The 20,463-nt window shown below is 52.8% G+C and carries 23 protein-coding genes and 1 riboswitch; of the genes, 8 read left to right on the forward strand and 15 right to left on the reverse strand.

Annotated features, from left to right (window positions below):
- Positions 1-101: 101 nt before the first annotated feature.
- The gene (locus RT52_RS09375) at positions 102-1,883 is read right to left on the reverse strand and encodes a mechanosensitive ion channel (RefSeq protein WP_034816892.1); all 1,782 of its coding nucleotides are present in this window, start codon (positions 1,881-1,883) and stop codon (positions 102-104) included.
- A gap of 212 nt (positions 1,884-2,095) precedes the next feature.
- Between RT52_RS09375 and RT52_RS09380 the strand changes: the two genes are divergently transcribed.
- The 4 genes from RT52_RS09380 to RT52_RS09395 all read left to right on the forward strand — a co-directional run bounded on the left by RT52_RS09380 (position 2,096) and on the right by RT52_RS09395 (position 4,678).
- Positions 2,096-2,509 (forward strand): methylglyoxal synthase, encoded by a 414-nt coding sequence (locus RT52_RS09380; protein ID WP_034816894.1) that lies wholly within the window; start codon positions 2,096-2,098, stop codon positions 2,507-2,509.
- Positions 2,510-2,604: 95 nt separating this feature from the next.
- On the forward strand, positions 2,605-3,414 hold the full coding sequence (locus tag RT52_RS09385) for a hypothetical protein (protein WP_245175513.1): 810 nt from the start codon (positions 2,605-2,607) through the stop codon (positions 3,412-3,414).
- 118 nt (positions 3,415-3,532) lie between these two features.
- Positions 3,533-4,048, forward strand: a complete 516-nt coding sequence (locus RT52_RS09390) for a YflT domain-containing protein (protein WP_034816897.1) — start codon at positions 3,533-3,535, stop codon at positions 4,046-4,048.
- A gap of 18 nt (positions 4,049-4,066) precedes the next feature.
- Positions 4,067-4,678 carry a YflT domain-containing protein gene (locus RT52_RS09395; protein WP_034816899.1) on the forward strand — a complete coding sequence of 204 codons (612 nt, stop codon included), beginning with the start codon at positions 4,067-4,069 and terminating at the stop codon, positions 4,676-4,678.
- A 343-nt stretch (positions 4,679-5,021) separates the two neighbouring features.
- On the opposite strand, the gene RT52_RS09400 is transcribed toward RT52_RS09395, so the two are convergent.
- Genes RT52_RS09400 through RT52_RS09410 form a run of 3 tightly spaced genes read right to left on the reverse strand, consistent with a single transcriptional unit; the run spans position 5,022 to position 8,284 of the window.
- Positions 5,022-5,984 carry a 2-hydroxyacid dehydrogenase gene (locus RT52_RS09400; RefSeq protein WP_034816900.1) on the reverse strand — a complete coding sequence of 321 codons (963 nt, stop codon included), beginning with the start codon at positions 5,982-5,984 and terminating at the stop codon, positions 5,022-5,024.
- Between the two features lie 26 nt (positions 5,985-6,010).
- Positions 6,011-7,153: a YcjF family protein gene (locus tag RT52_RS09405; RefSeq protein ID WP_034816902.1), complete on the reverse strand. Its 1,143-nt coding sequence runs from the start codon at positions 7,151-7,153 to the stop codon at positions 6,011-6,013.
- Between the two features lie 12 nt (positions 7,154-7,165).
- Entirely contained in the window at positions 7,166-8,284 is a 1,119-nt protein-coding gene (locus tag RT52_RS09410) for a GTPase (RefSeq protein WP_034816904.1), read from the reverse strand.
- 81 nt (positions 8,285-8,365) lie between these two features.
- Between RT52_RS09410 and RT52_RS09415 the strand changes: the two genes are divergently transcribed.
- Both RT52_RS09415 and RT52_RS09420 read left to right on the forward strand, forming a co-directional pair.
- Positions 8,366-8,752 carry a VOC family protein gene (locus tag RT52_RS09415; RefSeq protein WP_081852690.1) on the forward strand — a complete coding sequence of 129 codons (387 nt, stop codon included), beginning with the start codon at positions 8,366-8,368 and terminating at the stop codon, positions 8,750-8,752.
- Between the two features lie 92 nt (positions 8,753-8,844).
- Positions 8,845-9,642, forward strand: a complete 798-nt coding sequence (locus tag RT52_RS09420; protein ID WP_034816908.1) for a formate/nitrite transporter family protein — start codon at positions 8,845-8,847, stop codon at positions 9,640-9,642.
- 42 nt (positions 9,643-9,684) lie between these two features.
- On the opposite strand, the gene RT52_RS09425 is transcribed toward RT52_RS09420, so the two are convergent.
- Positions 9,685-11,157: an alanine/glycine:cation symporter family protein gene (locus RT52_RS09425; protein WP_034816910.1), complete on the reverse strand. Its 1,473-nt coding sequence runs from the start codon at positions 11,155-11,157 to the stop codon at positions 9,685-9,687.
- Positions 11,158-11,629: 472 nt separating this feature from the next.
- Positions 11,630-11,714, forward strand: a riboswitch (cyclic di-GMP riboswitch).
- Between the two features lie 23 nt (positions 11,715-11,737).
- Here RT52_RS09425 and RT52_RS09430 point away from each other — a divergent pair.
- Both RT52_RS09430 and RT52_RS16380 read left to right on the forward strand, forming a co-directional pair.
- Positions 11,738-12,427 (forward strand): hypothetical protein, encoded by a 690-nt coding sequence (locus RT52_RS09430; RefSeq protein ID WP_034816912.1) that lies wholly within the window; start codon positions 11,738-11,740, stop codon positions 12,425-12,427.
- A gap of 167 nt (positions 12,428-12,594) precedes the next feature.
- Positions 12,595-13,620 (forward strand): hypothetical protein, encoded by a 1,026-nt coding sequence (locus tag RT52_RS16380; protein ID WP_156028806.1) that lies wholly within the window; start codon positions 12,595-12,597, stop codon positions 13,618-13,620.
- A 50-nt stretch (positions 13,621-13,670) separates the two neighbouring features.
- On the opposite strand, the gene RT52_RS16470 is transcribed toward RT52_RS16380, so the two are convergent.
- From RT52_RS16470 to RT52_RS09480, 10 genes are all read right to left on the reverse strand, one after another.
- Positions 13,671-13,838, reverse strand: coding sequence for a hypothetical protein (locus tag RT52_RS16470; protein WP_167331255.1), 168 nt, complete (start codon positions 13,836-13,838; stop codon positions 13,671-13,673).
- A gap of 1 nt (position 13,839) precedes the next feature.
- A complete protein-coding gene (locus RT52_RS09440; RefSeq protein ID WP_024370994.1) occupies positions 13,840-14,043 on the reverse strand; it encodes a YwbE family protein in 204 nt (67 codons plus the stop codon).
- 64 nt (positions 14,044-14,107) lie between these two features.
- The gene (locus tag RT52_RS09445; protein ID WP_034816916.1) at positions 14,108-14,440 is read right to left on the reverse strand and encodes a hypothetical protein; all 333 of its coding nucleotides are present in this window, start codon (positions 14,438-14,440) and stop codon (positions 14,108-14,110) included.
- A 39-nt stretch (positions 14,441-14,479) separates the two neighbouring features.
- On the reverse strand, positions 14,480-14,839 hold the full coding sequence (gene mnhG, locus RT52_RS09450; RefSeq protein WP_034816918.1) for a monovalent cation/H(+) antiporter subunit G: 360 nt from the start codon (positions 14,837-14,839) through the stop codon (positions 14,480-14,482).
- Positions 14,826-15,101 carry a Na(+)/H(+) antiporter subunit F1 gene (locus tag RT52_RS09455; RefSeq protein WP_034816919.1) on the reverse strand — a complete coding sequence of 92 codons (276 nt, stop codon included), beginning with the start codon at positions 15,099-15,101 and terminating at the stop codon, positions 14,826-14,828. The genes mnhG and RT52_RS09455 overlap by 14 nt, the downstream gene beginning before the upstream one ends.
- A complete protein-coding gene (locus RT52_RS09460; protein ID WP_034816920.1) occupies positions 15,101-15,577 on the reverse strand; it encodes a Na+/H+ antiporter subunit E in 477 nt (158 codons plus the stop codon). Before RT52_RS09460 ends, RT52_RS09455 begins: the two co-directional genes overlap by 1 nt.
- Positions 15,574-17,064 (reverse strand): Na+/H+ antiporter subunit D, encoded by a 1,491-nt coding sequence (locus RT52_RS09465; protein ID WP_034816922.1) that lies wholly within the window; start codon positions 17,062-17,064, stop codon positions 15,574-15,576. The genes RT52_RS09460 and RT52_RS09465 overlap by 4 nt, the downstream gene beginning before the upstream one ends.
- Positions 17,057-17,395 (reverse strand): Na(+)/H(+) antiporter subunit C, encoded by a 339-nt coding sequence (locus RT52_RS09470; RefSeq protein WP_034816924.1) that lies wholly within the window; start codon positions 17,393-17,395, stop codon positions 17,057-17,059. The genes RT52_RS09465 and RT52_RS09470 overlap by 8 nt, the downstream gene beginning before the upstream one ends.
- Positions 17,395-17,832, reverse strand: coding sequence for a Na(+)/H(+) antiporter subunit B (locus tag RT52_RS09475; RefSeq protein ID WP_034816925.1), 438 nt, complete (start codon positions 17,830-17,832; stop codon positions 17,395-17,397). Before RT52_RS09475 ends, RT52_RS09470 begins: the two co-directional genes overlap by 1 nt.
- On the reverse strand, positions 17,829-20,237 hold the full coding sequence (locus RT52_RS09480; RefSeq protein ID WP_034816927.1) for a Na+/H+ antiporter subunit A: 2,409 nt from the start codon (positions 20,235-20,237) through the stop codon (positions 17,829-17,831). The genes RT52_RS09475 and RT52_RS09480 overlap by 4 nt, the downstream gene beginning before the upstream one ends.
- Positions 20,238-20,463 lie beyond the last annotated feature (226 nt).

Raw genomic sequence — 20,463 nt, forward strand, 5'->3', positions numbered from 1 at the left:
GCCTCTGTCGACTGATTACTTACTATATCGACCAATTGCCCTTCACTATTGAGACCAACAAAAAACAGGCCTCTCAAACGAGAGACCTGTTCAACGATTGATTACGGACGGAGCGGTCCTTCATTATCGTCTAACGACCGGTTGTTTTCATCCGGCGTGATATTGTCATGGAACGGGTTCGGTTCTGGACCGTCTACGTTCGTTTGGTTCGGCATATTCGTCCGATCCGCTTCGCGTTTCAATTCTTGTTTCGTTTGATTCGCTTCACGTTTCGATTGATCCAAACCTTGTTTCGCCTCACGCTTCGCAGCTTCGGCTTCTTGGCTCATTTGTGCTTTTTCTTGCTCGAGCCCTTCTTTCGAGACTTCTGTCTCATCGATATTCTTCTCTGCTTTCTTCAGGTAACGGGCCGCTGTTTCACGTCCGCCGAGACCGAAGGCAAGGCCGAACGCGAGGGCGACTGCTCCGAGGATGAGCAAGAACGCCGTGTTGACGATCATCGGTGCGATTCCGAGTTGGCTGATTGCCATGAAGAAGGCGAGTCCGAGAATCGCGTACTTCGCAATGTGACGGAGAGCGCTCGGTTGACCGGCTCCATCGACGAGCACACTGCCGACGAGACGTTCTGCCATGTTCGCGAGCCAGAAACCGACCGCCAAGATGATGATGGCCGCGATGACCATTGGCAAGTAGGCGAAGATGGCTGTCGCGAGCGATGCCATGAATTCAAGGTTCGCTACTTGAAGCGCTTCTGAGACGAACAACAAGATGACGATGATTTGAACGATCGTCCCAATCACTTGCGCGACTGACGTCGATGACGTCGAACGTCCACCGAAGCCCATCTTCTCTGCAAGTGAGTTCACACCTAAGTTTTCAAGGAGTGATACGACGACTCCTTTGAGCCACTTGGCGAGGAACACACCGACGAGAATCAAGACGATGGCGACGATGATGTTCGGAATCATTGCCAAGATGTTATTGAGCATCGAGATGGCCGGATCCGAGATACCACGGATGTTCAACGCTTCAAGCGCTGAAATCGTGACCGGAATCATGATCAAGATGAAGACGATTGTTCCGACAGCCTTCGCGAGGCTTGAGCCTTTGACGTAATCCGCTAAGTGCAACTTCTCAGCAAATCGGTTCAAACCAGCGGCTTCCAAGAACTTCGTCAAGATGTCGCGGACGATTTTCGCCACGACATATCCGATGGCGAAGATGAGTGCGGCTGCGACCAGTCTCGGGATGAACCCTAGGAAACTGTTCAACAAGTCTTCAAACGGTCCGCTGATCCCTTGAAGTCCGAGCGCATCGAGTACGGCCGGAAGCGCCAACAAGAGGACGAGGTAAAAGACGATGTTTGCTACCGTATCCACCCATTGTGTCTGGTTCACACTCGATGAGTCCTGACCTGTCTTCTCCATCAACTTGTTCAAGTTGAGGCGATGACCTGCCATCTGAATCGCTTTTTTCAAGAGTGTCGCGATAATCCAAGCGACGAGCAAGATGAGACCGGCTTTAATGACCCCGGTAATCAATCCTGAGAAGCTCGCATAGATTTGGTTGAACGGCTGCGCGACGCCCGGCACGTTCATGTATTCAAAGACGATCAAGAAAGCAAGGAGCAAAACTCCGAAGAAGACGACTTTCGCAATGATGCGTTCAGGCGTCCACTTTCTCTCTTCACGGCCCGGTTTGGCCGGATCCCCTTCTTTCGTTACCCCGACACGCTCATCAAGTCGTGCTTTGCGAAGCGCTTTACGCGTCACGCCTTCTAACACTTTTGCCAAGATAAAACCGATGACAAGAACTAATAGGACTAGCAAAAGGTCTGGTAGCCACGACATGACTGAGTTGAAATTGTACGTCGTATTGTTCATGCAACAACTTCCTCCTATCTCTTTTTAATTTTTGGTTAACTTTGACTCTCTGTATTAATACCAACATTTTCATGGCGGTAAACCTTGCCGCTTTCATATTGCGGAAAACAGTTATTCGATTGCGATTTTTTGTTTCATTAGAAAGAAGACGTGTCTTTCTTAGCCAAATATGGTACGAATGAGTTGGAAATCTTTTTTGAGGAGGAGTCTCGATGAACATCGCTTTGATTGCCCACGATAAAAAGAAAGATGATTTGATTCGCTTGGTGCGTGCCTATGCGCACATTTTAAAACACCATCACCTATTCGCCACCGGCACGACCGGAAAGCGCGTGGCTGAAGCGACCGGGCTTCCGGTTCACTGTTTCAAATCGGGCCCGCTCGGCGGAGATCAGGAAATCGGAGCCGCCGTCGCGCGTGGTGAAATGGACATGATCCTCTTTTTCCGTGACCCGTTGACGGCACAACCGCATGAGCCTGACGTCAGTGCGTTGATGCGCTTATGTGATGTGTACTCCATCCCGCTCGCGACGAACATGGGCGGCAGTGAGATTTTAGTCCGTAGCATCGAACAAGGCGACTTCGAGGCCCGAATGCTCGACCATAACGACGAGCCCCCTGCCTGAACCGAAACAAACTATAGAAGAGAGGGATTCATCTGAAACAACCTATCTTTACCGACCCCGCCCTCCAAGCGTTTTATGACCAAGTTCGCACTCACTTGTTGGATTTAGTCGATGATGAAGCGGAAGCGGAGCGTCTGCTCGACAGTTTGGCCGGCTACATGAGCCAGGCCGAGAAGAACGGTCAATCGCTCGACGGGCTACTCAGCCAATCCCCGCATGAATACGCCGTGTTTTTAGTTGAAAAGCCGGTGACAAATGAAGAGTTCCGCCGACGCTATCATACGCTCATCGAACAATCGGAAGAGTTGAAGCCACACGAGAAGACGCAAGTCAATCGCGAGTTCGATTGGGCGGTCGATCGATTGAATGATATGAAGCTAAAGCTGCAAGATATCGAGATGCGGGACGTCTCGTTTCTCGCCTATACGAAAATCGAAGCGATGAAATCGTCACGCCGGGCCTGGAACCAGTTCGGCTGGTTGCTCGGGATGATTCTCGCCTTTGCCTACGCCAACCTGCTCCTCGTCATGGACGACGTGTTCAGCCTGCGCCTCTTCACGGCACCGACCGGTATGTATGCCATCGATTACTTCGGCTTCATCCTGCCGGTCCTGTTGACGGGTGCCGTTTTCGGCTTGTTGACGCGATTCCGCCACCACTTCCAGACGCTCGGCCGGCGTGTCTTGTTTGCTATCTTCATCGTGCTCGTCTACATCGGGTTCGTCATTTTGACCCAACCTGTACTCATGGCGCTCGAATGGTCGTTTCTCATTCAATTGACGCCGCTGTATGCACTCGTCCTTCTTGGCCTCAGCGGTTTCATGGCGCTATGGACACTCATCGAGTTCATCTGGCGCAACACGCGTTGCCGGCTCGGCAACGACGACGTCATCCTCTATTACTAATCGACAGACGCCTTTTCGTTAGAGAAGGCGTTTTTTGTTTGAAGTTCGGCAAGAACGGAAATTATTAATACCGTGACGCCAATTTGTACAGCAAAAAATAGATTGAAGGAGGCACACTATGTCGGATCGCAAAATTATCGGACTCTTTTCAAGCGAACAAGAAGTGATGGATCAGGTGGATGAGCTTCGGACAGCCGGGGAAGCTGAGAAGAACATGCACGTCGTCGCGAAGCGGGATGGGGAAATCTCAGCCTTGCGTTACCATACCGATGTGAACGCGGAAGCGGGCATTCGTGACGTCAACTGGCTCGACCGTGTCAAGTCGTTCCTGCACGGGAGTGACCGGATTCGCGACGAGTTGCGCAATATGGGGTTAAGTGACGCGGAGGCAGAAGAGTATTACACGGCCATCGACAACGGCAAACTATTGCTCTATGTCGACAAGCATTCGTATGAGCGTTATCCGAATATGTATAAGAAGGATAGCGAGCTCGACCACGAAAAAGGGGAAGAAGCGGACGGCATCGCGTTCGACGCCAAACCGTTCAACGATCACGATGAAGAGCCGCGCGGGACGAAAGACGACCCGATCGTTCGCGGACATTCCGGTTTAGAAGACCATCGTCGACTATAATCTAAGGAGGAAACAGAGATGAGCGAGAAACAATTCGTCAGTATGTATGACACACAACAATCAGCACTTGGTAAAGTCGAAGAGTTGCGGGCAAAGGGCTACAAAGACTCAGATATTTACGTCGTCGCGAAACACGAAGACAGCGTCTCGATTTTGCGTCGCCAAACGGACGTGCACACCGAGGCGTCCCACGACACCGGCTGGTTCGATAAAGTGCGTGCCTTCTTAAGCGGGAAAGAAGATGTCCATAGCGGTCTCCGCAACATGGGGCTAAGCGAAGAGGAAGTGAATCGCCACTACCGCGACGTCGAGGATGGGAAGATTCTCATCTATGTCGACGAAGACTTCGAACGCCGCCACAACGAAGGTTTGACGGTCGACTCGACCCGTTATAATGAAACGACGCACGGATCAAGCCATCAGGGTCACCATACGGCCGACGGGCTCGAGATCGACTCGACACGGTACAACGAGACGACCGGTGACAACCCAAATCGAGCGGTCGACCCTGAGCAAGACAAACTGGATGAAAAAGCTGAACTGAATGATAAAGAAGCGAAATTGCGCGGTCTCGACGACCGGGCGCTGCGCAACGATTTTGAAGACCCGGACAACGTCCGCCGCTTCTAAAGCAAAAGGAGTCTGACCTATGCGTCAGACTCCTTTTGCTGTTGACGAACCAAATCACCCGTCACGATTTGGTTCGTCTTCTTTTCGATTCAATAGTCTCGAGGCGCTCGGTGAACGACATAAAAAAGACGAGAGGCCACCCAAGGGCGGCCTCTCGCGGCGTTCATCCGACGGCGCCGTAGACTCCTTAGGGGTCAGCGAGCGAAGGGAGACCCAGCAGCGACAACGTCGCGATGCGGCTCCCTGCTCGCCCCTAGGAAAGCGGAGGCGCCAAGCGGATGAGCGAAAACATTCTGTTAGTCAACAATCTGAGGAGTCTGACCTATGCGTCAGACTCCTTTTTTCACGTCAATCGATTTTTCGGTTCTTCTCCTTCGAGCACGTTCACAATCGCTTGGCGATTCAGTTCCATCATGGCGAGACGCGTCTTGATCGAGGCGCTGCCGATATGTGGCAGCGTCGTCACGTTCGGGAGCGTCAAGAGCGGATGATCCATCGACACCGGCTCTTTCGCGAACACGTCGAGTCCAGCCGCCCAAATCCGTTTCTCATGTAACGCGTCATAAAGCGCTTCCTCATCGACAATCTCACCGCGGGCGACGTTGATGAACACGGCCGTCGATTTCATCTTCGCGAGCGCTTTCGCATCGATGAGACCTCTCGTTTCCTCGGTGAGCGGGGCCAAGACGACGACGAAGTCGGACTCGGCGAGCAGTTTATCTAGTTCCGCATAGACGAACCCATACATCGACTCGGATTCGTGCCGCCTTGTCCGATTATGATACAGCACATCCATATCAAAACCACGCGCGCGACGGGCCACCGCCTCGCCGATACGACCCATCCCGATGATTCCGAGCTTGGCCCGGTACAAGTCCATGCCGACATACCCCATCGGTGTCCAGGACTTCCACTCGCCGGCGCGAAGGTCGCGCTCGGCCTCTCCGAGCCGGCGTGCCGTCATCATCATGAGACCGAACGCCAAATCCGCCGTCGTCTCTGTCAAGACGTCCGGTGTGTTCGTCACGATGATGCCGTTCGCTTTCGCCGTTTCGATGTCGATGTTGTTGTAGCCGACCGCCAAATTCGAAATTACCTTGAGGTTCGGGGACTGCTCAATCAACTCTCGGTCAATCGAATCGCTCAGCATCGTCCACAGTGCGTGCGCCGTGCTCGCTTCTTCGAGCAAGACGTCACGTGGCACACTACTCGCTTCTTCACTCCACATGCGGACCTCGTAGTTCTCACGTAGCGGGGCCACGGCCTCTTCCGGCAGTCGTCTCGTAATATAGATTCGTTTCTTCATCTAATCGCTCCTCTGTGTTGTTCGATTCAGTCTTTCTTTTTCGTCACCGGATTTTGGGCCATGAACTGCTCGAACAACGAGCCGAAGTCACTGTTCAACAGCTGCTCGATCGTCTTCGACGAGTCCATCGCGTTCCGATACGCGACCTCATTGATAGCGAGGCCGATCGCCCACGTGATGCCTGACGCGACCGTCGCATTGATGACGCTCGCCGCCGCGTTCGCTCCCGGGAAAAACTTCATGACGTTCAACAGAATCGTCTTCGAGAGCGCCCGCCCAATCTGAGGGATGACGGTGCTGCCAATCAACGCCCGGAGCATGTCATCGTTCGTCTTGACACCCCAATAACGGAAGAGATGGACGCTCATCGTCACTTGAATCGGCGTCAAAGCGATGGCGTCCGCGAACGGAAGCGGCACGGCGGCCGCTGTTCCGGCGCTGGCCACGTAGCCCGAGATGATGCGGTTCGCTTTCTTCCGCTTCAGTTTGAGCATCTCCTCGCTCTCGGCACGGACTTCCATGAGTAGCCCTTCCTGAAGCGACTGGTCGAGCTGTTCGACCGACCAGGTTACGAGCCGCTCCCAGTCCAAATGGACACGTAGCTCCGGGTCACTCAATAATTCCGAGGCGACGCTCACTTGGAATACCGCATCGTTCGCCACGACATCCTTCACTTCCTCACGTAGCGCTGCCAACTCATCGAGGTCGACTTGGTCGATTTGTGTGAAGACGACCGCGACCGACGTGACGTCGTTCAAACGACGGATCAGTGCCTTGTCGAGCGCCGTGACGCGTTTCATCGAGGCGTTGATCGCATACCAGACGAGATGCATCTGTTCAGCCGCCCCTTTTGAACCGGCCCGCTCGACGAACCCGATGACTTCATCCGCATACGCTTCTTGGCGCGCACTGCCGATCTCATAGCCCTCACTATCGTATAGGACGATGGCAACGTCTTCACTTTTAAATTCATGGATGCCTCGCGTGACCGGTTCCCCCGCGGCCACTTTCGTCAAATCCCGTCCGAAGACGTGATTGACGACCGAGCTCTTCCCCGACCCGGTCGCCCCGGCGATTAAGATGTTCGGTTTCTTCACTTTGCCCCGCAAACGGTCGAGCTCTTCTTTCAAATCATACGTATCCAAGTTGAACGGTGCTTTTTTCTCCATCTTGCTTCCTCCTTATTGACTGAGCGTCCGGCCGAGCCGACGCATCTCTTCTTCGAATCCGCGGCGCACATCGAATTCAATCGTCTGTTTGACGACCTCATACTGTTGATTGACGGCCTTTTTGATGCCACGTTCGGCCGTCCGGCGCTTGAACGCCCAATAGATGAAGTGCACGCCCGGAATCATGCCGAGCACCATCTTTCGAATCGTCCGCTTGAACGAATAGTCGAAGCCGAGCTCGACGCGGCGCGTCTTGAACACAAGGTCGGACGGGGCACCGACGAGCGGATACCGTTCCATCAGTTGGATGTAGTGACGAATGCCTTCTGCCATCGCCTCTTCTGTCGTCTCCGCGGCCGCTTCGAGCGTCGCTTCCAAATCTTTCTCGATTTGACGCGCCTTCCAGCTGATCATCGCCTGCGGGGTGAAGATGCGAATCGATTCGGCGACGCGATGGCTACGGTCCCGCCACGCCTCGAGTTCGCCAAGTAGATGGTTCGTCAAGTTGAGCGGCAACTTCCGCTCGACGTCTTGCCATAAGTTCACCCGATTTCTTGTCCAGACGGCATCGTAACCGAGTCGCGGGACGAGCTGTCCGCTCAGTAGCTTCTTCTCGACGCTGTTGACTCGTATCATCGCCTCGCGTGGGATACCGAGCTCCCGCATGAGGACGGACTCCATCGCCTCCGCCTTCTCAACGTTCATGGCGCTCTCGGGGTTATAGCTCGTCAAGATGATCGTCACGTTGCTTTCTTTCTCATAGAGCGGTCTCAATATCGCGTCAATCTCGTACGCCTCGACACGGCCCGAGTTGATAGACAGCAGATAGTAAATCGTATGGAACCAATCGGCGATATCGAGCGCGCCTTCCCGTTCATTGACGACGGCGAGCACCGCTTCATGCCACTCGTCCGAGCGGTCGGCCTCGAGCCCCCACGTATCGAAGAAACGGAACAGGATGCCGCGTTCGAGGTCGTAATATTCATATTCGTGCAACCCTTCCTCTGTCACCGGGCTGCCCGCTCGCGACGCCGCGATATCACGGCCGTATATATAGTTTAAAAATGCACTCTTCCCGACGCCGGTCTTCCCGGCAATCAAAATGTTCGAGACAAGCCCCGTATTGTCCATATGGTTCCCCCTGCATTCGTCGTATAATAACCATTATACTAAATGGACGGTTTCGAAACGTCCGACGGAAGGATGAGCCCGATGTTGCATCATGTCGAATTGTACGTCTCTGATTTGAAAAAGAGCCTGACCGCCTGGGACTGGCTCCTCAACGAACTCGGTTATACGCTATATCAACAATGGGACAAGGGGCAAAGTTATAAGTTCGAGAAAACGTACCTCGTCTTCGTCCAGACGGAGCCCGAACACCTCGAGCCGCCGTATCACCGGAAGAAGACCGGCTTGAACCACCTCGCCTTTCATGCCGATTCATTGGAACAGCTCGAACGGCTACGCTCAGAACTGCCGCATCGTGGATTCACGGAGCTATACGCCGACCGTTTCCCTCATGCCGGCGGGCCGAACTATATCGCGCTTTATTTCGAAGACCCGGACCGGATGAAAGTCGAACTCGTGGCGACGCTGTGAACAGTTCATACACCCCCCGTAAAAGTTTGTGAAAACAATTGCAAACTTTACGGAGACCTCCTAGACTTAAGGTGTCGAAGGAGGTCGTTTAAATGGAAAAACAAATTGTCGATTATATGGAAGAAGCGGCACATAAAAAGACGACGCTGTTGCGTCACGCGTTCGGACAATACGCGCTCCGGTCCATCGTCGCCGGATTTCTCATCGGGATCGGGGTCGTCTTCGCGTTCTCGGTTGGGAACATGTTCATCGATGTGCCCGGTACGATGCTGTTCGCCGGGATGAGTTTCTCCGTCGCGCTCGTCTTTATCGTCTGGATGGGTGGGGAATTGTTCACGAGCAACACGATGTACTTATATACAGGCGCGAAGCGGAAACGGGTGTCGTGGCGCGACCTCCTCGCCGTCTGGGGTGTCAGTTGGGTCGGCAACTTGGTCGGTGCGCTCCTGCTCGTCGCCCTCGTCGTCGGTGCCCATAGCATGGGCGAGGTCGGGAGCGACCACCTCTTGGCCGTCGTCGCCGCGAAGAAGATGGGGACCGATGCGTTCGCCATCTTCTTAAAAGGGATTCTATGTAACGTGCTCGTCTGCATCGCCATCTTCATGCCGCTGAAGACACAACATGACGTCGCCAAAATCATGTTGACGATGCTCCCGGTCGTCGCTTTTTTCGCCGCCGGTTTCGAACACTCCATCGCCAACATGGGGATTTTCGGACTGGCCCTCTATTACGCACCGTCGGAGATGGTTAACGTCGGCCTCGCACTCAACAACTTGTTGTTCGCCACACTCGGCAACATCGTCGGCGGTGCCTTGTTCGTCGCCGCGACGTACCTCCATTTGAACGCACAGACGTCGACGAACGTCGAATCGATTCGTCAGAACGCATAAAGACAGGGGCCCCGATGAGCAGGGCCCCTGTTGTTGCATCCATTATGCTTTTGATGAGTCAGCCGCGGCCGCTTGGACCGTACCTTGTGCGACTTCCTCTTCTTCCACGTCCCAGCACTCCGTGTTCTCAATGCCGAGTTTACGAGCTGAGAAGCGTGGGTTGAGTCCTTGAGCCCGTTGCTCTTCGTAGTCACGAAGGACTTTGAAGGCGACGCCGCCAAGGAGGGTGATCGCTGCCAAGTTGATGAGCGTCATACCTGCCATGAACAAGTCAGCGAGGCTCCAGACGAAGCCGAGACTTGCGACCGATCCGATGAAGACGAAGCCCATTGTGAGTAAACGGAAACCGAAGACGGCAGCTTTACTCTTCTTGATGAACTCGATGTTCGTCTCACCGTAGTAGTAACTTCCGACGATTGAACTGAACGCGAATAAGAGGACGCTGATGGCGATGAAGGCTGGCGCCCACGCTCCGATTTGCTCAGCCAATGCGTTTTGAAGAAGTGCGATGCCTTCCCCGTTACCTGCTGCATAGCTGTCTGAGAGAAGGACGATTGCAGCCGTTGCCGTACAGACGATCAACGTATCCAAGAAAACACCGAGTGTCTGCATGAAACCTTGTTTCGCCGGGTGCGAAACTTCCGCTGTCGCTGCAGCGTTTGGAGCCGAACCCATACCAGCTTCGTTCGAGAAGAGACCACGACGTACACCCATCATGATGGCCGCACCGACTGAACCACCGAACGCCTGCTCGAGACCGAACGCGCTCTGGAAGATCATCCCGATGACTGCTGGCATTTCTGCGATGTTGACGACGACGACGTAAAGCGCGACGACCAAGTAGAGAACAGCCATGATTGGGACGACGACCGCCGAGAAGTTGGCGACACGTTGCACGCCACCGAAGATGACGAGACCTGTCAAGACGACGAGGATGACGCCGCCGATTGCCGCTTCAAGACCGAACGCGTTGTCGAACGCTGCCGCGATCGTGTTCGATTGAACCGAGTTGAAGATGAGACCGAATGTGAAGGCGATCAAGACCGCGAAGACGATACCGAGGACACGGTTGTTGAGGCCTTTTTCAATGTAGTATGCTGGACCGCCGCGGTAAGCGACGTCGTCTTTCACTTTGTATACTTGCGCGAGCGTGCTCTCAATCATCGCTGTCGCGCCACCAAGGAGGGCGACGATCCACATCCAGAAGACGGCACCTGGGCCACCGAGCGTGATCGCGACCGTGACACCGGCCAAGTTCCCTGTACCGATTCGTGTTGCCGCTCCGATGAAGAACGATTTCGCTGAACTGATACTCTTGCCATCTTTTGCGAGTGTGACGTCTGATTTGTCAGTGACGACACGGAACATCTCTTTTAAGTAACGGAACTGCATAAATCGTGTTTTGACCGTGAAGTAAATCCCTGCTCCGACGAGCGCGACGATTAACACGTACGTCCATAAGATGTTGTTCAAAAAGTCGACGCTTCCTTGCAATAAGTTTTGTACGGCTTCCATGAATAAGTTCCTCCCTGTTGTGTGAATCTGAAGTTGTTACGATTTTTATAATGTCTTGTTTTGAATTATACAAAGATTCTGACAATTATCAATAATTTTTTTATAGGTTGGTTCACAGAAAGTTCACATGAATTTCGACATAAACCCCGAAAAAACGACACTTAAAGCGCTTACATAAGATTTTAAAAGAAATAAAAAATCATCAAATGCTTATAAAAATTTGATTACCCGTTACATATTTTTTATCATTCCAACCTTTTTCTTCATTATATATACTATCTACATATAGAAGTAGTAATAAATACCTATAAAATAATAATATAGGTAAATACAACCATTTCAATTTATACTGAATGTAGTGAACCGCTTTCAGCGAGTCATGATTGAGCGCATGTTTTTGGGTAATGCGATGAAGCCTTCCCTGTACCTGGACACTTGGGGAAGGTGGAGCGAGTAGTGTAACCGGACCCCCTAATAGAAGGGGCGCGATGAAGTATAGACTCGTATATGGACACTTGAGCTATACGGAGCGAGTAGTGTAACCGACCCTCTTAATCTACTTTAAGAGGAGACTAAAACCATGAAAAAACAAGTTGGTATGACCATGTTGGCAGCATCACTATTATTCGTCGGAGCGGCTGACGCATCAGCAGCGACGAACGGCAAAACGGCAAGTAAGTTCGAATCACTCGCAGACGGCCGTCAAACGAACGGGATTGGCACAGGTGTCATCGAAGGGCTCGCCTTCTCAGGCACGGAACTCGTCGAAGGCGATACGCTCACGATTTCAGTCGGCGGCGTCGTCATCGACGGACCACTCGATACATTGAAATGGTCAATCACGGATCAAGCTGGACAAGCTTATGACTTTGGCGACCATGTCCTCGCCCCTGGAACATACACGTTCACAGTTCAAGCGAGCACATACTTCAAAAACGGTCAGAAGGCTGGCCTCGTCCATAGCACGACGGCACCGCAGACTGTCTCAGTCACGGTCGTTGAAAAACCTGAGGCGGTCGCCGTCACAGTCGTTTCGGCTGAAGTAGTGGCTTACAACTATACCGTCGCCAAAACGAACGCTCATGGCGTCATTCTCGGCTATCATTTGGACGCGACCGTCGCATTCAAGTTGAGCAATGGCGAAACGCTTTACGATACACGTCACTTCAATAACGTCCAACCGTCACAATCACTCGGTTTCTCAGTGATCTACGGCGAAGAGACGTTCGTGACGTCAATCGCACCACCTGCTTACCCAACTGCAAAGTAATCTCACATTCCCTGGCGCGCGCTCAAGCCAGGGAATTTTTCTTTGAAATGCTAGGACATTTTTCCCATTTTCCCGAATGAATCCCGACTTACCGGGTAATAAATAACTATAGGTGCGCGCCTTCTACAACACCACGTTCAGTCATCACGAAGAAAGAAGGGAATGAGATGAAGAAGCATCGCAAATGGTGGTCGCTTTTGTTCGTGCTCATGTTCGTGCTGTCGCTGTTGCCAATGAAAGGAGTAGTCGCGGAAGAGAGTAGCCAACAAATTTGTACAATCAGTCCTTCAAGCTCCACTATTCATTATGGAAGACCAGATCCGAATGACCTGTCTAAAAATCAAATCGGGACTGTGTATTTCAGTTTTGATTCCGTAGGGCTGAACATTACAATCGATTTAGAAGGAGCAACTTTAGAAAATGTACCAAATAACATCAAGATTGATTTTCGTATGCCTGATGAGTCCCTTGAACGGGGGAGCCCAGGATTATACGACTTTAAAGCAACTTCGAACGTAGACCCGACGCATCTGCCGACTATTCTTTATGCGGATCTTGCCAGTTATCTCGATGAGGATTCAATTGAAGATGTGGATGTAGCGAAACTCTTGTCCGATGGTTTCCAATTCAACATCTTCCTTCATCTGGACACAGTTGTTACTAATGGAGAAAGCTCTTCAAACGAGACCGCTTATCCCGGCATTCCTGGCGATGGCATTTGGGTTCGTTACGTGCCAATCACGGTTGACTGTACTACACCACCACCACCAATGGACGACTATGACGTGTTTACGATCGGCTTCTGGAAAAACATCTTCAACTTCGACAAAGTGACGTTCTCGTACGGCACAGTCCTCACGATTGATGGTAAAACGTATGATGTGACGAAACTTGAGGACCGTCAAGCACTATCCGTCCTCTTGAATCCGTCTTCGAAATCGATGACCGAAGAAAAACGGTTAATCATGCAACTGACGGCCGCGAAAATCAACGTCCTGTTGAACGACGCTGATTTCCAAAACCTTGATCTCGTCTACAAAGATAGCGGAGTCGAGGTCCGTTTGAACGTGGGTGAGATGATTGCCGGTGCAGAAGCTGCCCTCGCAAGTAAAAACATCGACCAAATGAAGTACTACCAAAAAATTCTCGATGACTTCAACAACGGGCTATTCGTTGGTACGTCGCATGACTGAACATGTGTGAACGAAGGAAAAAGGCAGTCGCTCGATTGAGCGGCTGCCTTTTAGATGCCTGTCCGTTTCTTCTGGTTGTTCGGCTTCTTCGTCAACTGGTTCGTCAACGGCTTCTGCTTCGTCCCATGAAGGCCTGTCGGCACTTTCGTCTGACTTTGTTTCTTCTCGGCGAGCTTTTGTTTCATCGCCTCTTGAAAACTCATTTTCTTTTCACTCATGTCATTCACCTCCAGCTTCGATCACTTTCACTCGACCGACCTGTCCATCGCTTAAGCGTACTTTTATGCCGTGCGGGTGACGTGGCGAGTTCGTCAAAATGTCTTTGACGACGCCTTTCGTCAACTTCCCACTCCGCTGATCTTGTTTTAGGACAATCTGGACGTGGAGCCCTGGGCGAATGTCCGCGCGTTTCGTGCCATCCATACCCGACACCCCTTTCCGTATAGTCAACCTCTATCATATGCTCTTTTCCCGCTTTTGTCACAACCTATTCGACAATCCCGATTTGCGCGAGCGCCGCCGTCACATAGCTTTGATCGGTTTGAAACGTTCGAACTGACGTGTCCCGGACGAGCCGTACCGCGACCCGGCCTCGGTTGAACGTGAGCGTCAACAGGGCGCTGCCGTCTACACGGACGAGCTCGGCTGTCCCGTCGAGCCGGTGATAGGCGTCCGTCAGCGTACGCACGAACGTGACGTAGTCCGTGACGCGCACCCGTTCCTCATGGCCGAACAGCTCGATCGTCAACGTCTCACGATCCGCCTCGACGATCGTGAACGAATGCGACTCGATGTCGTTGCCGATTTCAAAATGATGCATCGAACCCCTCCTAAAAAACACTCCCCGCTGTGGAGAGTGTCAGTTTACGTCTTTTCGTTCTTCCGGGTATTTCTTTTTCAAATCGTCCTGCGTCGTCAAGTCAGAGAGCGGGACCCCGGTCCGGTAGGCGGCACGGGATACCATCAAGGCCGCGAGCGGTGCCGTCAAGAAGACGAAGATGATCGTCAGTAGAATCTTACCGGAGAACATCCCTTCCGCGAACAGGAAGTAGAGGAACGTCCCGACCATGACGGTGATGACGCCGAGCGTGGCGCTCTTCGTCGCGGAGTGCGTCCGTCCGTAGACGTCCGGGAAACGGATAAAGCCGATTCCCCCGACAAAGCTGAGGAATCCACCGATGAGACAAAGAATCGCAACAATCCATTCAATCGCGGTCAAAGATATCCCCCCTCTCAATAAATTTCGACAAGGCGATCGTCCCGATGAACGCTAAAATCCCGATGACGAGGATGACTTCGGCGTACGCGATCGTCTCTTGAAGGATCATCAAAATCCCGATGACCCCGATGAGCGTGATGCCGATTGCATCGAGCGCGACGATGCGGTCCGGCATCGTTGGCCCTTTCACGGTCCGGATGAACGAGATGACGAGCGAGATGGACATGAAGAACAAGGCAATCATGAGCAACACTTTAAACATTAGTGCGTCACCTCCATAATCGCTTTCTCAAACGTGTCGTGAATCTCTCGAATCATCTGTTCCTTATCCGGGACGTGAATCGAATGGACGAAAATCGACTTTTTGTCTTCAGCAAAGTCCATCGAGAGCGTTCCCGGCGTCAGGCTGATGAGCGACGCGAGGAGCGTCAACTCCCAGTCCGACTTGAGCTGTGTCGGCACCTCGATGATGCCGGGCTCGATATCGAACTTCGGGCTGAGGAGCACCTTGACGACATCGATGTTCGACATGATCAATTCCTTGATGAACAAGGCGATCAGCTTGAACGCGGCGAAGACGCGACGCATATAGAAATCGAAATGGAGGAAGCGACGCAAGACGAACAGGATGAAAATCCCGACGATATAACCGAGCAGGAAATCGACGCCGGTATAGCTATTCCAAAGCACCGCCCACATGATGGCGATGACGGTGTTTAACACGACTTGGAACGTCATGCGCCCCCTCCTTTCAAGACTGAATCAATATAAATCGACGGATCGAGCAACTGGTTCGACGCCTCGAGGAAGAACGAGAGAATCGGCTGGGCCGCGACACCGAGCACCGTCGTCAAGATGACGAGCGGGATGGCCGGGAGCAACAAGTCGCCGACTTTCGTCTTGCCTTGGGCTTTCGTGTGCTTTTGCTCGCCCCAGAACACGTACATGAAGATTTTAATCATCGAGAAGAGCGTCAACATCCCGACGGCGAGTGCGATCCCGCCGACGACGTATTGCTCCGTCTCAAAGCTCGAGACGACGAGTGACAGCTTACTGACGAAGCCACTGAACGGTGGAATCCCGGCGATGGCGATTCCGGTGATGAAGAACATCCACCCGAGAAGCGGGTGCGTCTTCAACAAGCCGCCCATCTGTTTCAAATCGGTCGTCCCGGTGATCCGTTGCGCTGTCCCCGCATAGAGGAAGAGCGCCGTCTTCACGATGATGTTGTGGACGATATAATAAATCGCCGCCGCAATCGCGAGACTCGTGTAAAGCCCGAGACCGATGACCATATAACCGACCTGCGACACGATGTGGTACGATAGGATGCGCTTAAAGTCGAAGTTCGAGACGGCTCCGAGCCCACCGATGACAATTGTGATCGCCCCGACCCAGATGAGGATCGGCTGCGTGAACTCTTGATTGTGCGGGAAGATGAGCGTGAACGTCCGGATAATCGCGTAAATCCCGACTTTCGTCAACAAGCCACCGAATAAAGCGGCGACCGCGGCCGGCGGTCCATAGTAGGAACGCGGCAACCAGAAGTAAAGCGGGAACAGCGCCCCTTTCATTCCGAAGACGACGAAGTAGAACATTGCAATGACGTTCAATACCCCGACCTGCTCGAGCTCGGCGACACGCTCGGCGAGTTGCGCCATGTTGAGCGTACCGGTGACCGCGTACGTGAACGCCATCGTCGCGATGAACAAGATCGAGGCGAAGATGTTCATGACGACGTACTTGAGCGACTCACGGAGTTGATAGTTCGTCCCGCCCATGACGATCAAGACGTAAGACGAGATGAGCATGACTTCGAAGAAGACGAACAAGTTGAAGATGTCCCCTGTCAAGAAGGCACCGTTCACACCCGTCAACAAGAAGAAGTAGAACGGGTAGAAGTAGAACTTTTCACGTTCCGGCGCAATCGTCCGGAAGGCGAAGAAGAGACAGAGCAGTCCGACGATGGCGGACATGAGCACCATGATCGCCGCGAACAAGTCCGCGACGAGCACGATCCCAAACGGTGCCGACCAGTTACCGACTTCTAACACGACGACGCCCTCGGTTCGGACGACGCTTAGGAGGTAAACCGCGACACCGAGCATAAGAATCGACGTCAATCCGCTCAGGAAACGTTGCAATCCGATTTGCTTCGAGAACAAGATCAAGATCGCCCCGATCGCGAACGGGATGAGGAATGGGAGTACGAGCAAGTTATTCATCGGCTGACCCCCTCAACTGTTCTAAATCGTCCGTCTTGAACGCTTTGTACGTCCGGTAAGACAAGACGAGTAAAAATGATGTCATTCCGAAGCTGATGACGATTGCCGTCAAGACGAGTGCCTGTGGCAACGGGTCCGCATACGCTTCTGAATTTAAATCAAGGAGCGGTGGTGTCCCGCTCTGTAGTCCCGACATCGTCAGGAGTAAGAAGTGCGCCCCGTGCGACAGCAAGATGAGTCCGAGCACGATTCGCAACAAGCTTTTCGTCAGTAACAGGTAAGTGCCGACCATGAAGAGGACACCGACCGTAATCGACATGAGTATTTCCATTACGAAACATCCTCCGCAATCGCTAAAATTATCGTCAGGGCAATGGCTACGACGACCAAGTAGATACCGAGGTCAAACGGGAGCGCCGTCGACAGCTCGGTATTTCCGAGTACCGGCAAGTCGTAGTATTCAAAAAACTGGGTCAAGAACGGGTAGCCGAACAGCATACTCGAGACGCCTGTAAAGAGGGCGACGAGCAAGCCGACGGCGATCATCGTCGTGAAGTTGAACGGGATCGCTTTTTTCACACGCTTCATGTCAAAACCCAAATACATGAGGAGAAGCGCACTCGCCGTCATCAATCCACCGATGAACCCTCCGCCCGGGCTGTTGTGCCCGGCGAAGAACAGATAAATCGAGAATGCGAGCAAGATGAACGTGACGACCCGCGTGATGCTATGGAGCATCAAGTTGCTGGCTCTCACTTGTCTCTTCATACGTCTTCTCCTCCTTTCAAGCGTAGTTTAATCAAGGTGACAATCCCGAGGGCCGCGACGGCCAACACGAGTACTTCGAGCAACGTATCAAGTCCACGGAAGTCGACGAGGATGACGTTGACGACGTTATAGCCGCCGGCAAGTTCTTTCGCGTTCTCGAGGAAGTAATCTGAAATCGATTCAAAACCGGCCTCGTTCCCGAGCGCTGCCGAACTAAGAGCGACGAGCGTCATCGTGACACCGACCCCAATCGAGATGAGGAGGTTCGCCACGTTCAAGCGCGGCGTGAACTTCTCTTTCCGCATCTCCGGCAAGTGGTAGAACGCGAGCATGAAGATGACGAGCGTCACCGTCTCGACGAGGAGCTTCGTGAGGGCAAGGTCAGGCGCCCGGAACACGATGAGCAACAGCGCGAGCAAGAAGCCGATGACCCCGACGACGATGACCGCCGTGATGCGGTGGTTCAAGAACGGGATCGTGACGATTGCCCCGATGAGGAGCGGAATCAAGATCCACATGAACGGCTCGATCACGCTCGTGTTTGCCGTGTCGATGGCGAACGCATCGAATCGCCAGAACGTGTAGCCGACGAGGAGCAGCATGAACGTGAAGATATACGCGAAGTAGTCACGCAACAGCCCCGTCATTTGCAGGCGTGTGATCCACTGCGAACCTGACGTGAGGCCAGTGAGCGCATTGTCATAGAACCAGTTGAACGGATCACGCTCACGGTTATAAATCGCGAGTTTCATCCAACGGTGCATGAGATAGAACAAGAACGAGGCGATCAAGACGACACCGAGCGTCATGAGCAGCTCTGTGTTGACCCCGTGCCAAATCTTAATGTCGACGACGAACTGTTCACCTTCCGGCAAGACCGTCGGTAAAATCGCTTGTTTAGCCGGCTCGATAATCGAGTACGACAACAAGTTCGGGAACAAACCGAAGACGATGACGAGGACGACGAGAATGATCGGGCTGATGAGCATCCCGATCGGCGCCTCGTGCACCTTCCGTTCATAGTTGCTCGGCTCGAACTTTCCACGGAACGTGTGGAAGAACATGATCAAGCTGTAGAGGAACGTGAAGATACTCGCAATCCAGGCGATGAGCGGGAAAAGGAACCCGAGTGAGCCGACGTCGAACGCTTCGAAGTTACGAACGTTCAACATCGCCGAGAAGAACTTCTCTTTACTCAAGAATCCGTTGAACGGCGGGAGGCCCGCCATCGAGGCGAGACCGATGAGCGAGACGGTGAACGTGATTGGCATGACCGTCATCAAGCCCCCGAGTTTGCGGATGTCCCGCGTCCCCGTCTCGTGGTCGATAATCCCGACCGCCATGAAGAGCGCGCCTTTGAACGTCGCATGGTTGAACAAGTGGAACACCGCGACGAGAATCGCTTGCGAGTAAATCGGGTCATCTGCCCCACCCGTCAGCGCGGCCGAGCCGACACCGAGGAGCGACATGATGAGACCGAGCTGACTCACCGTCGAGAAGGCGAGAATCCCTTTCAAGTCCTTTTGTCGGACGGCTGAGATTGAACCCCAAAGGAGTGTCACGAGTCCGACGATGGACAGCGTCCAGAACCAGACGTTCGAGCCGCCGAACACCGGCGTCATCCGAGCGACGAGATAAATCCCGGCCTTGACCATCGTCGCCGAGTGCAAGTATGCACTGACCGGCGTCGGGGCTTCCATCGCGTCCGGCAACCAGATGTGGAACGGGAACTGGGCCGATTTCGTGAACGCGCCGAGCAGGACGAGAAGCATCGCCGGTACGAAGAGCGGGCTCGCCTGGACGACATCGACGTTCTCGATGATTGTTCGGATGCTGAACGTGCCCGTCATTTGATAGAGCAACACGAATCCACCGAGCATGGCGAGTCCGCCGGCCACGGTGATGAGCATCGATTTTTGGGCACCTTTCGTCGACTTGTCTTTATGGAACCAGTAACTGATGAGGAGGGCCGAGGCCATGCTCGTCACTTCCCAGAACACGTACAAGACGATCAAGTTGTCCGATAAGACGACGCCGAGCATCGCCCCCATAAAGAGCATCAAATAGACGTAGAAGTTACCGAGCCGCTCTTTCTTCGATAGATAGAAAATCGAGTACAAGACGACGAGCGACCCGATTCCGGTAATCAACAGGACGAACAGCATACTCAGTCCGTCTAAATAAGCGGTGAACTCAATACCGAGTGCTGGAATCCAGGACACACTCGTCTCGACGACTTGTCCGGACGAGATGACCGGTAGCCAGTTCATGAAGTAGATGAACAAGGCCGTCGGCAACAACCAGACGAACCATCCTGTATGAATTTTTGAAACGTACTTAAACAAAAACGGGATGATGAGCGCGAATAAAAAAGGCGATAAAATCACCCAATGCAGTGCGGACAAAGTGTTCCCTCCTTCAAATTTTCTCATTATGCCTTGTAAGGTAATCTTTTACATTAGTGAATGCAGATTCCTTTTCTCTGATTGCGATTGATGGCATCGAATATCTTACTTTTCATACCCGATTTTCTTGCCCCTCAACCTCGAACATTATTTTGAATGCTCTCTCAATGTGTTGTTGATTCCCAGTATAGCTTACTTTTCCGTCCGTTTCATCCCTCCTGCTCGT

It is taken from the genome of Exiguobacterium alkaliphilum 12/1 (assembly GCF_000714435.1).
Classification (GTDB): domain Bacteria; phylum Bacillota; class Bacilli; order Exiguobacteriales; family Exiguobacteriaceae; genus Exiguobacterium; species Exiguobacterium alkaliphilum.

Coding starts and splice junctions, on each gene's coding strand:
- RT52_RS09400 (WP_034816900.1), bottom strand. CDS start 5,984: ATGAAGAAACGAATCTATATTACGAGACGACTGCCGGAAGAGGCCGTG.
- RT52_RS09420 (WP_034816908.1), top strand. CDS start 8,845: ATGGAAAAACAAATTGTCGATTATATGGAAGAAGCGGCACATAAAAAG.
- RT52_RS09445 (WP_034816916.1), bottom strand. CDS start 14,440: ATGCATCATTTTGAAATCGGCAACGACATCGAGTCGCATTCGTTCACG.
- RT52_RS09440 (WP_024370994.1), bottom strand. CDS start 14,043: ATGGATGGCACGAAACGCGCGGACATTCGCCCAGGGCTCCACGTCCAG.
- RT52_RS16470 (WP_167331255.1), bottom strand. CDS start 13,838: ATGAGTGAAAAGAAAATGAGTTTTCAAGAGGCGATGAAACAAAAGCTC.
- RT52_RS09455 (WP_034816919.1), bottom strand. CDS start 15,101: ATGTTTAAAGTGTTGCTCATGATTGCCTTGTTCTTCATGTCCATCTCG.
- RT52_RS09380 (WP_034816894.1), top strand. CDS start 2,096: ATGAACATCGCTTTGATTGCCCACGATAAAAAGAAAGATGATTTGATT.
- RT52_RS16380 (WP_156028806.1), top strand. CDS start 12,595: ATGAAGAAGCATCGCAAATGGTGGTCGCTTTTGTTCGTGCTCATGTTC.
- RT52_RS09470 (WP_034816924.1), bottom strand. CDS start 17,395: ATGGAAATACTCATGTCGATTACGGTCGGTGTCCTCTTCATGGTCGGC.
- RT52_RS09390 (WP_034816897.1), top strand. CDS start 3,533: ATGTCGGATCGCAAAATTATCGGACTCTTTTCAAGCGAACAAGAAGTG.
- RT52_RS09410 (WP_034816904.1), bottom strand. CDS start 8,284: ATGGACAATACGGGGCTTGTCTCGAACATTTTGATTGCCGGGAAGACC.
- RT52_RS09415 (WP_081852690.1), top strand. CDS start 8,366: ATGTTGCATCATGTCGAATTGTACGTCTCTGATTTGAAAAAGAGCCTG.
- RT52_RS09430 (WP_034816912.1), top strand. CDS start 11,738: ATGAAAAAACAAGTTGGTATGACCATGTTGGCAGCATCACTATTATTC.
- RT52_RS09405 (WP_034816902.1), bottom strand. CDS start 7,153: ATGGAGAAAAAAGCACCGTTCAACTTGGATACGTATGATTTGAAAGAA.
- RT52_RS09460 (WP_034816920.1), bottom strand. CDS start 15,577: ATGACGTTCCAAGTCGTGTTAAACACCGTCATCGCCATCATGTGGGCG.
- RT52_RS09475 (WP_034816925.1), bottom strand. CDS start 17,832: ATGAAGAGACAAGTGAGAGCCAGCAACTTGATGCTCCATAGCATCACG.
- RT52_RS09395 (WP_034816899.1), top strand. CDS start 4,067: ATGAGCGAGAAACAATTCGTCAGTATGTATGACACACAACAATCAGCA.
- RT52_RS09465 (WP_034816922.1), bottom strand. CDS start 17,064: ATGAATAACTTGCTCGTACTCCCATTCCTCATCCCGTTCGCGATCGGG.
- RT52_RS09425 (WP_034816910.1), bottom strand. CDS start 11,157: ATGGAAGCCGTACAAAACTTATTGCAAGGAAGCGTCGACTTTTTGAAC.
- RT52_RS09375 (WP_034816892.1), bottom strand. CDS start 1,883: ATGAACAATACGACGTACAATTTCAACTCAGTCATGTCGTGGCTACCA.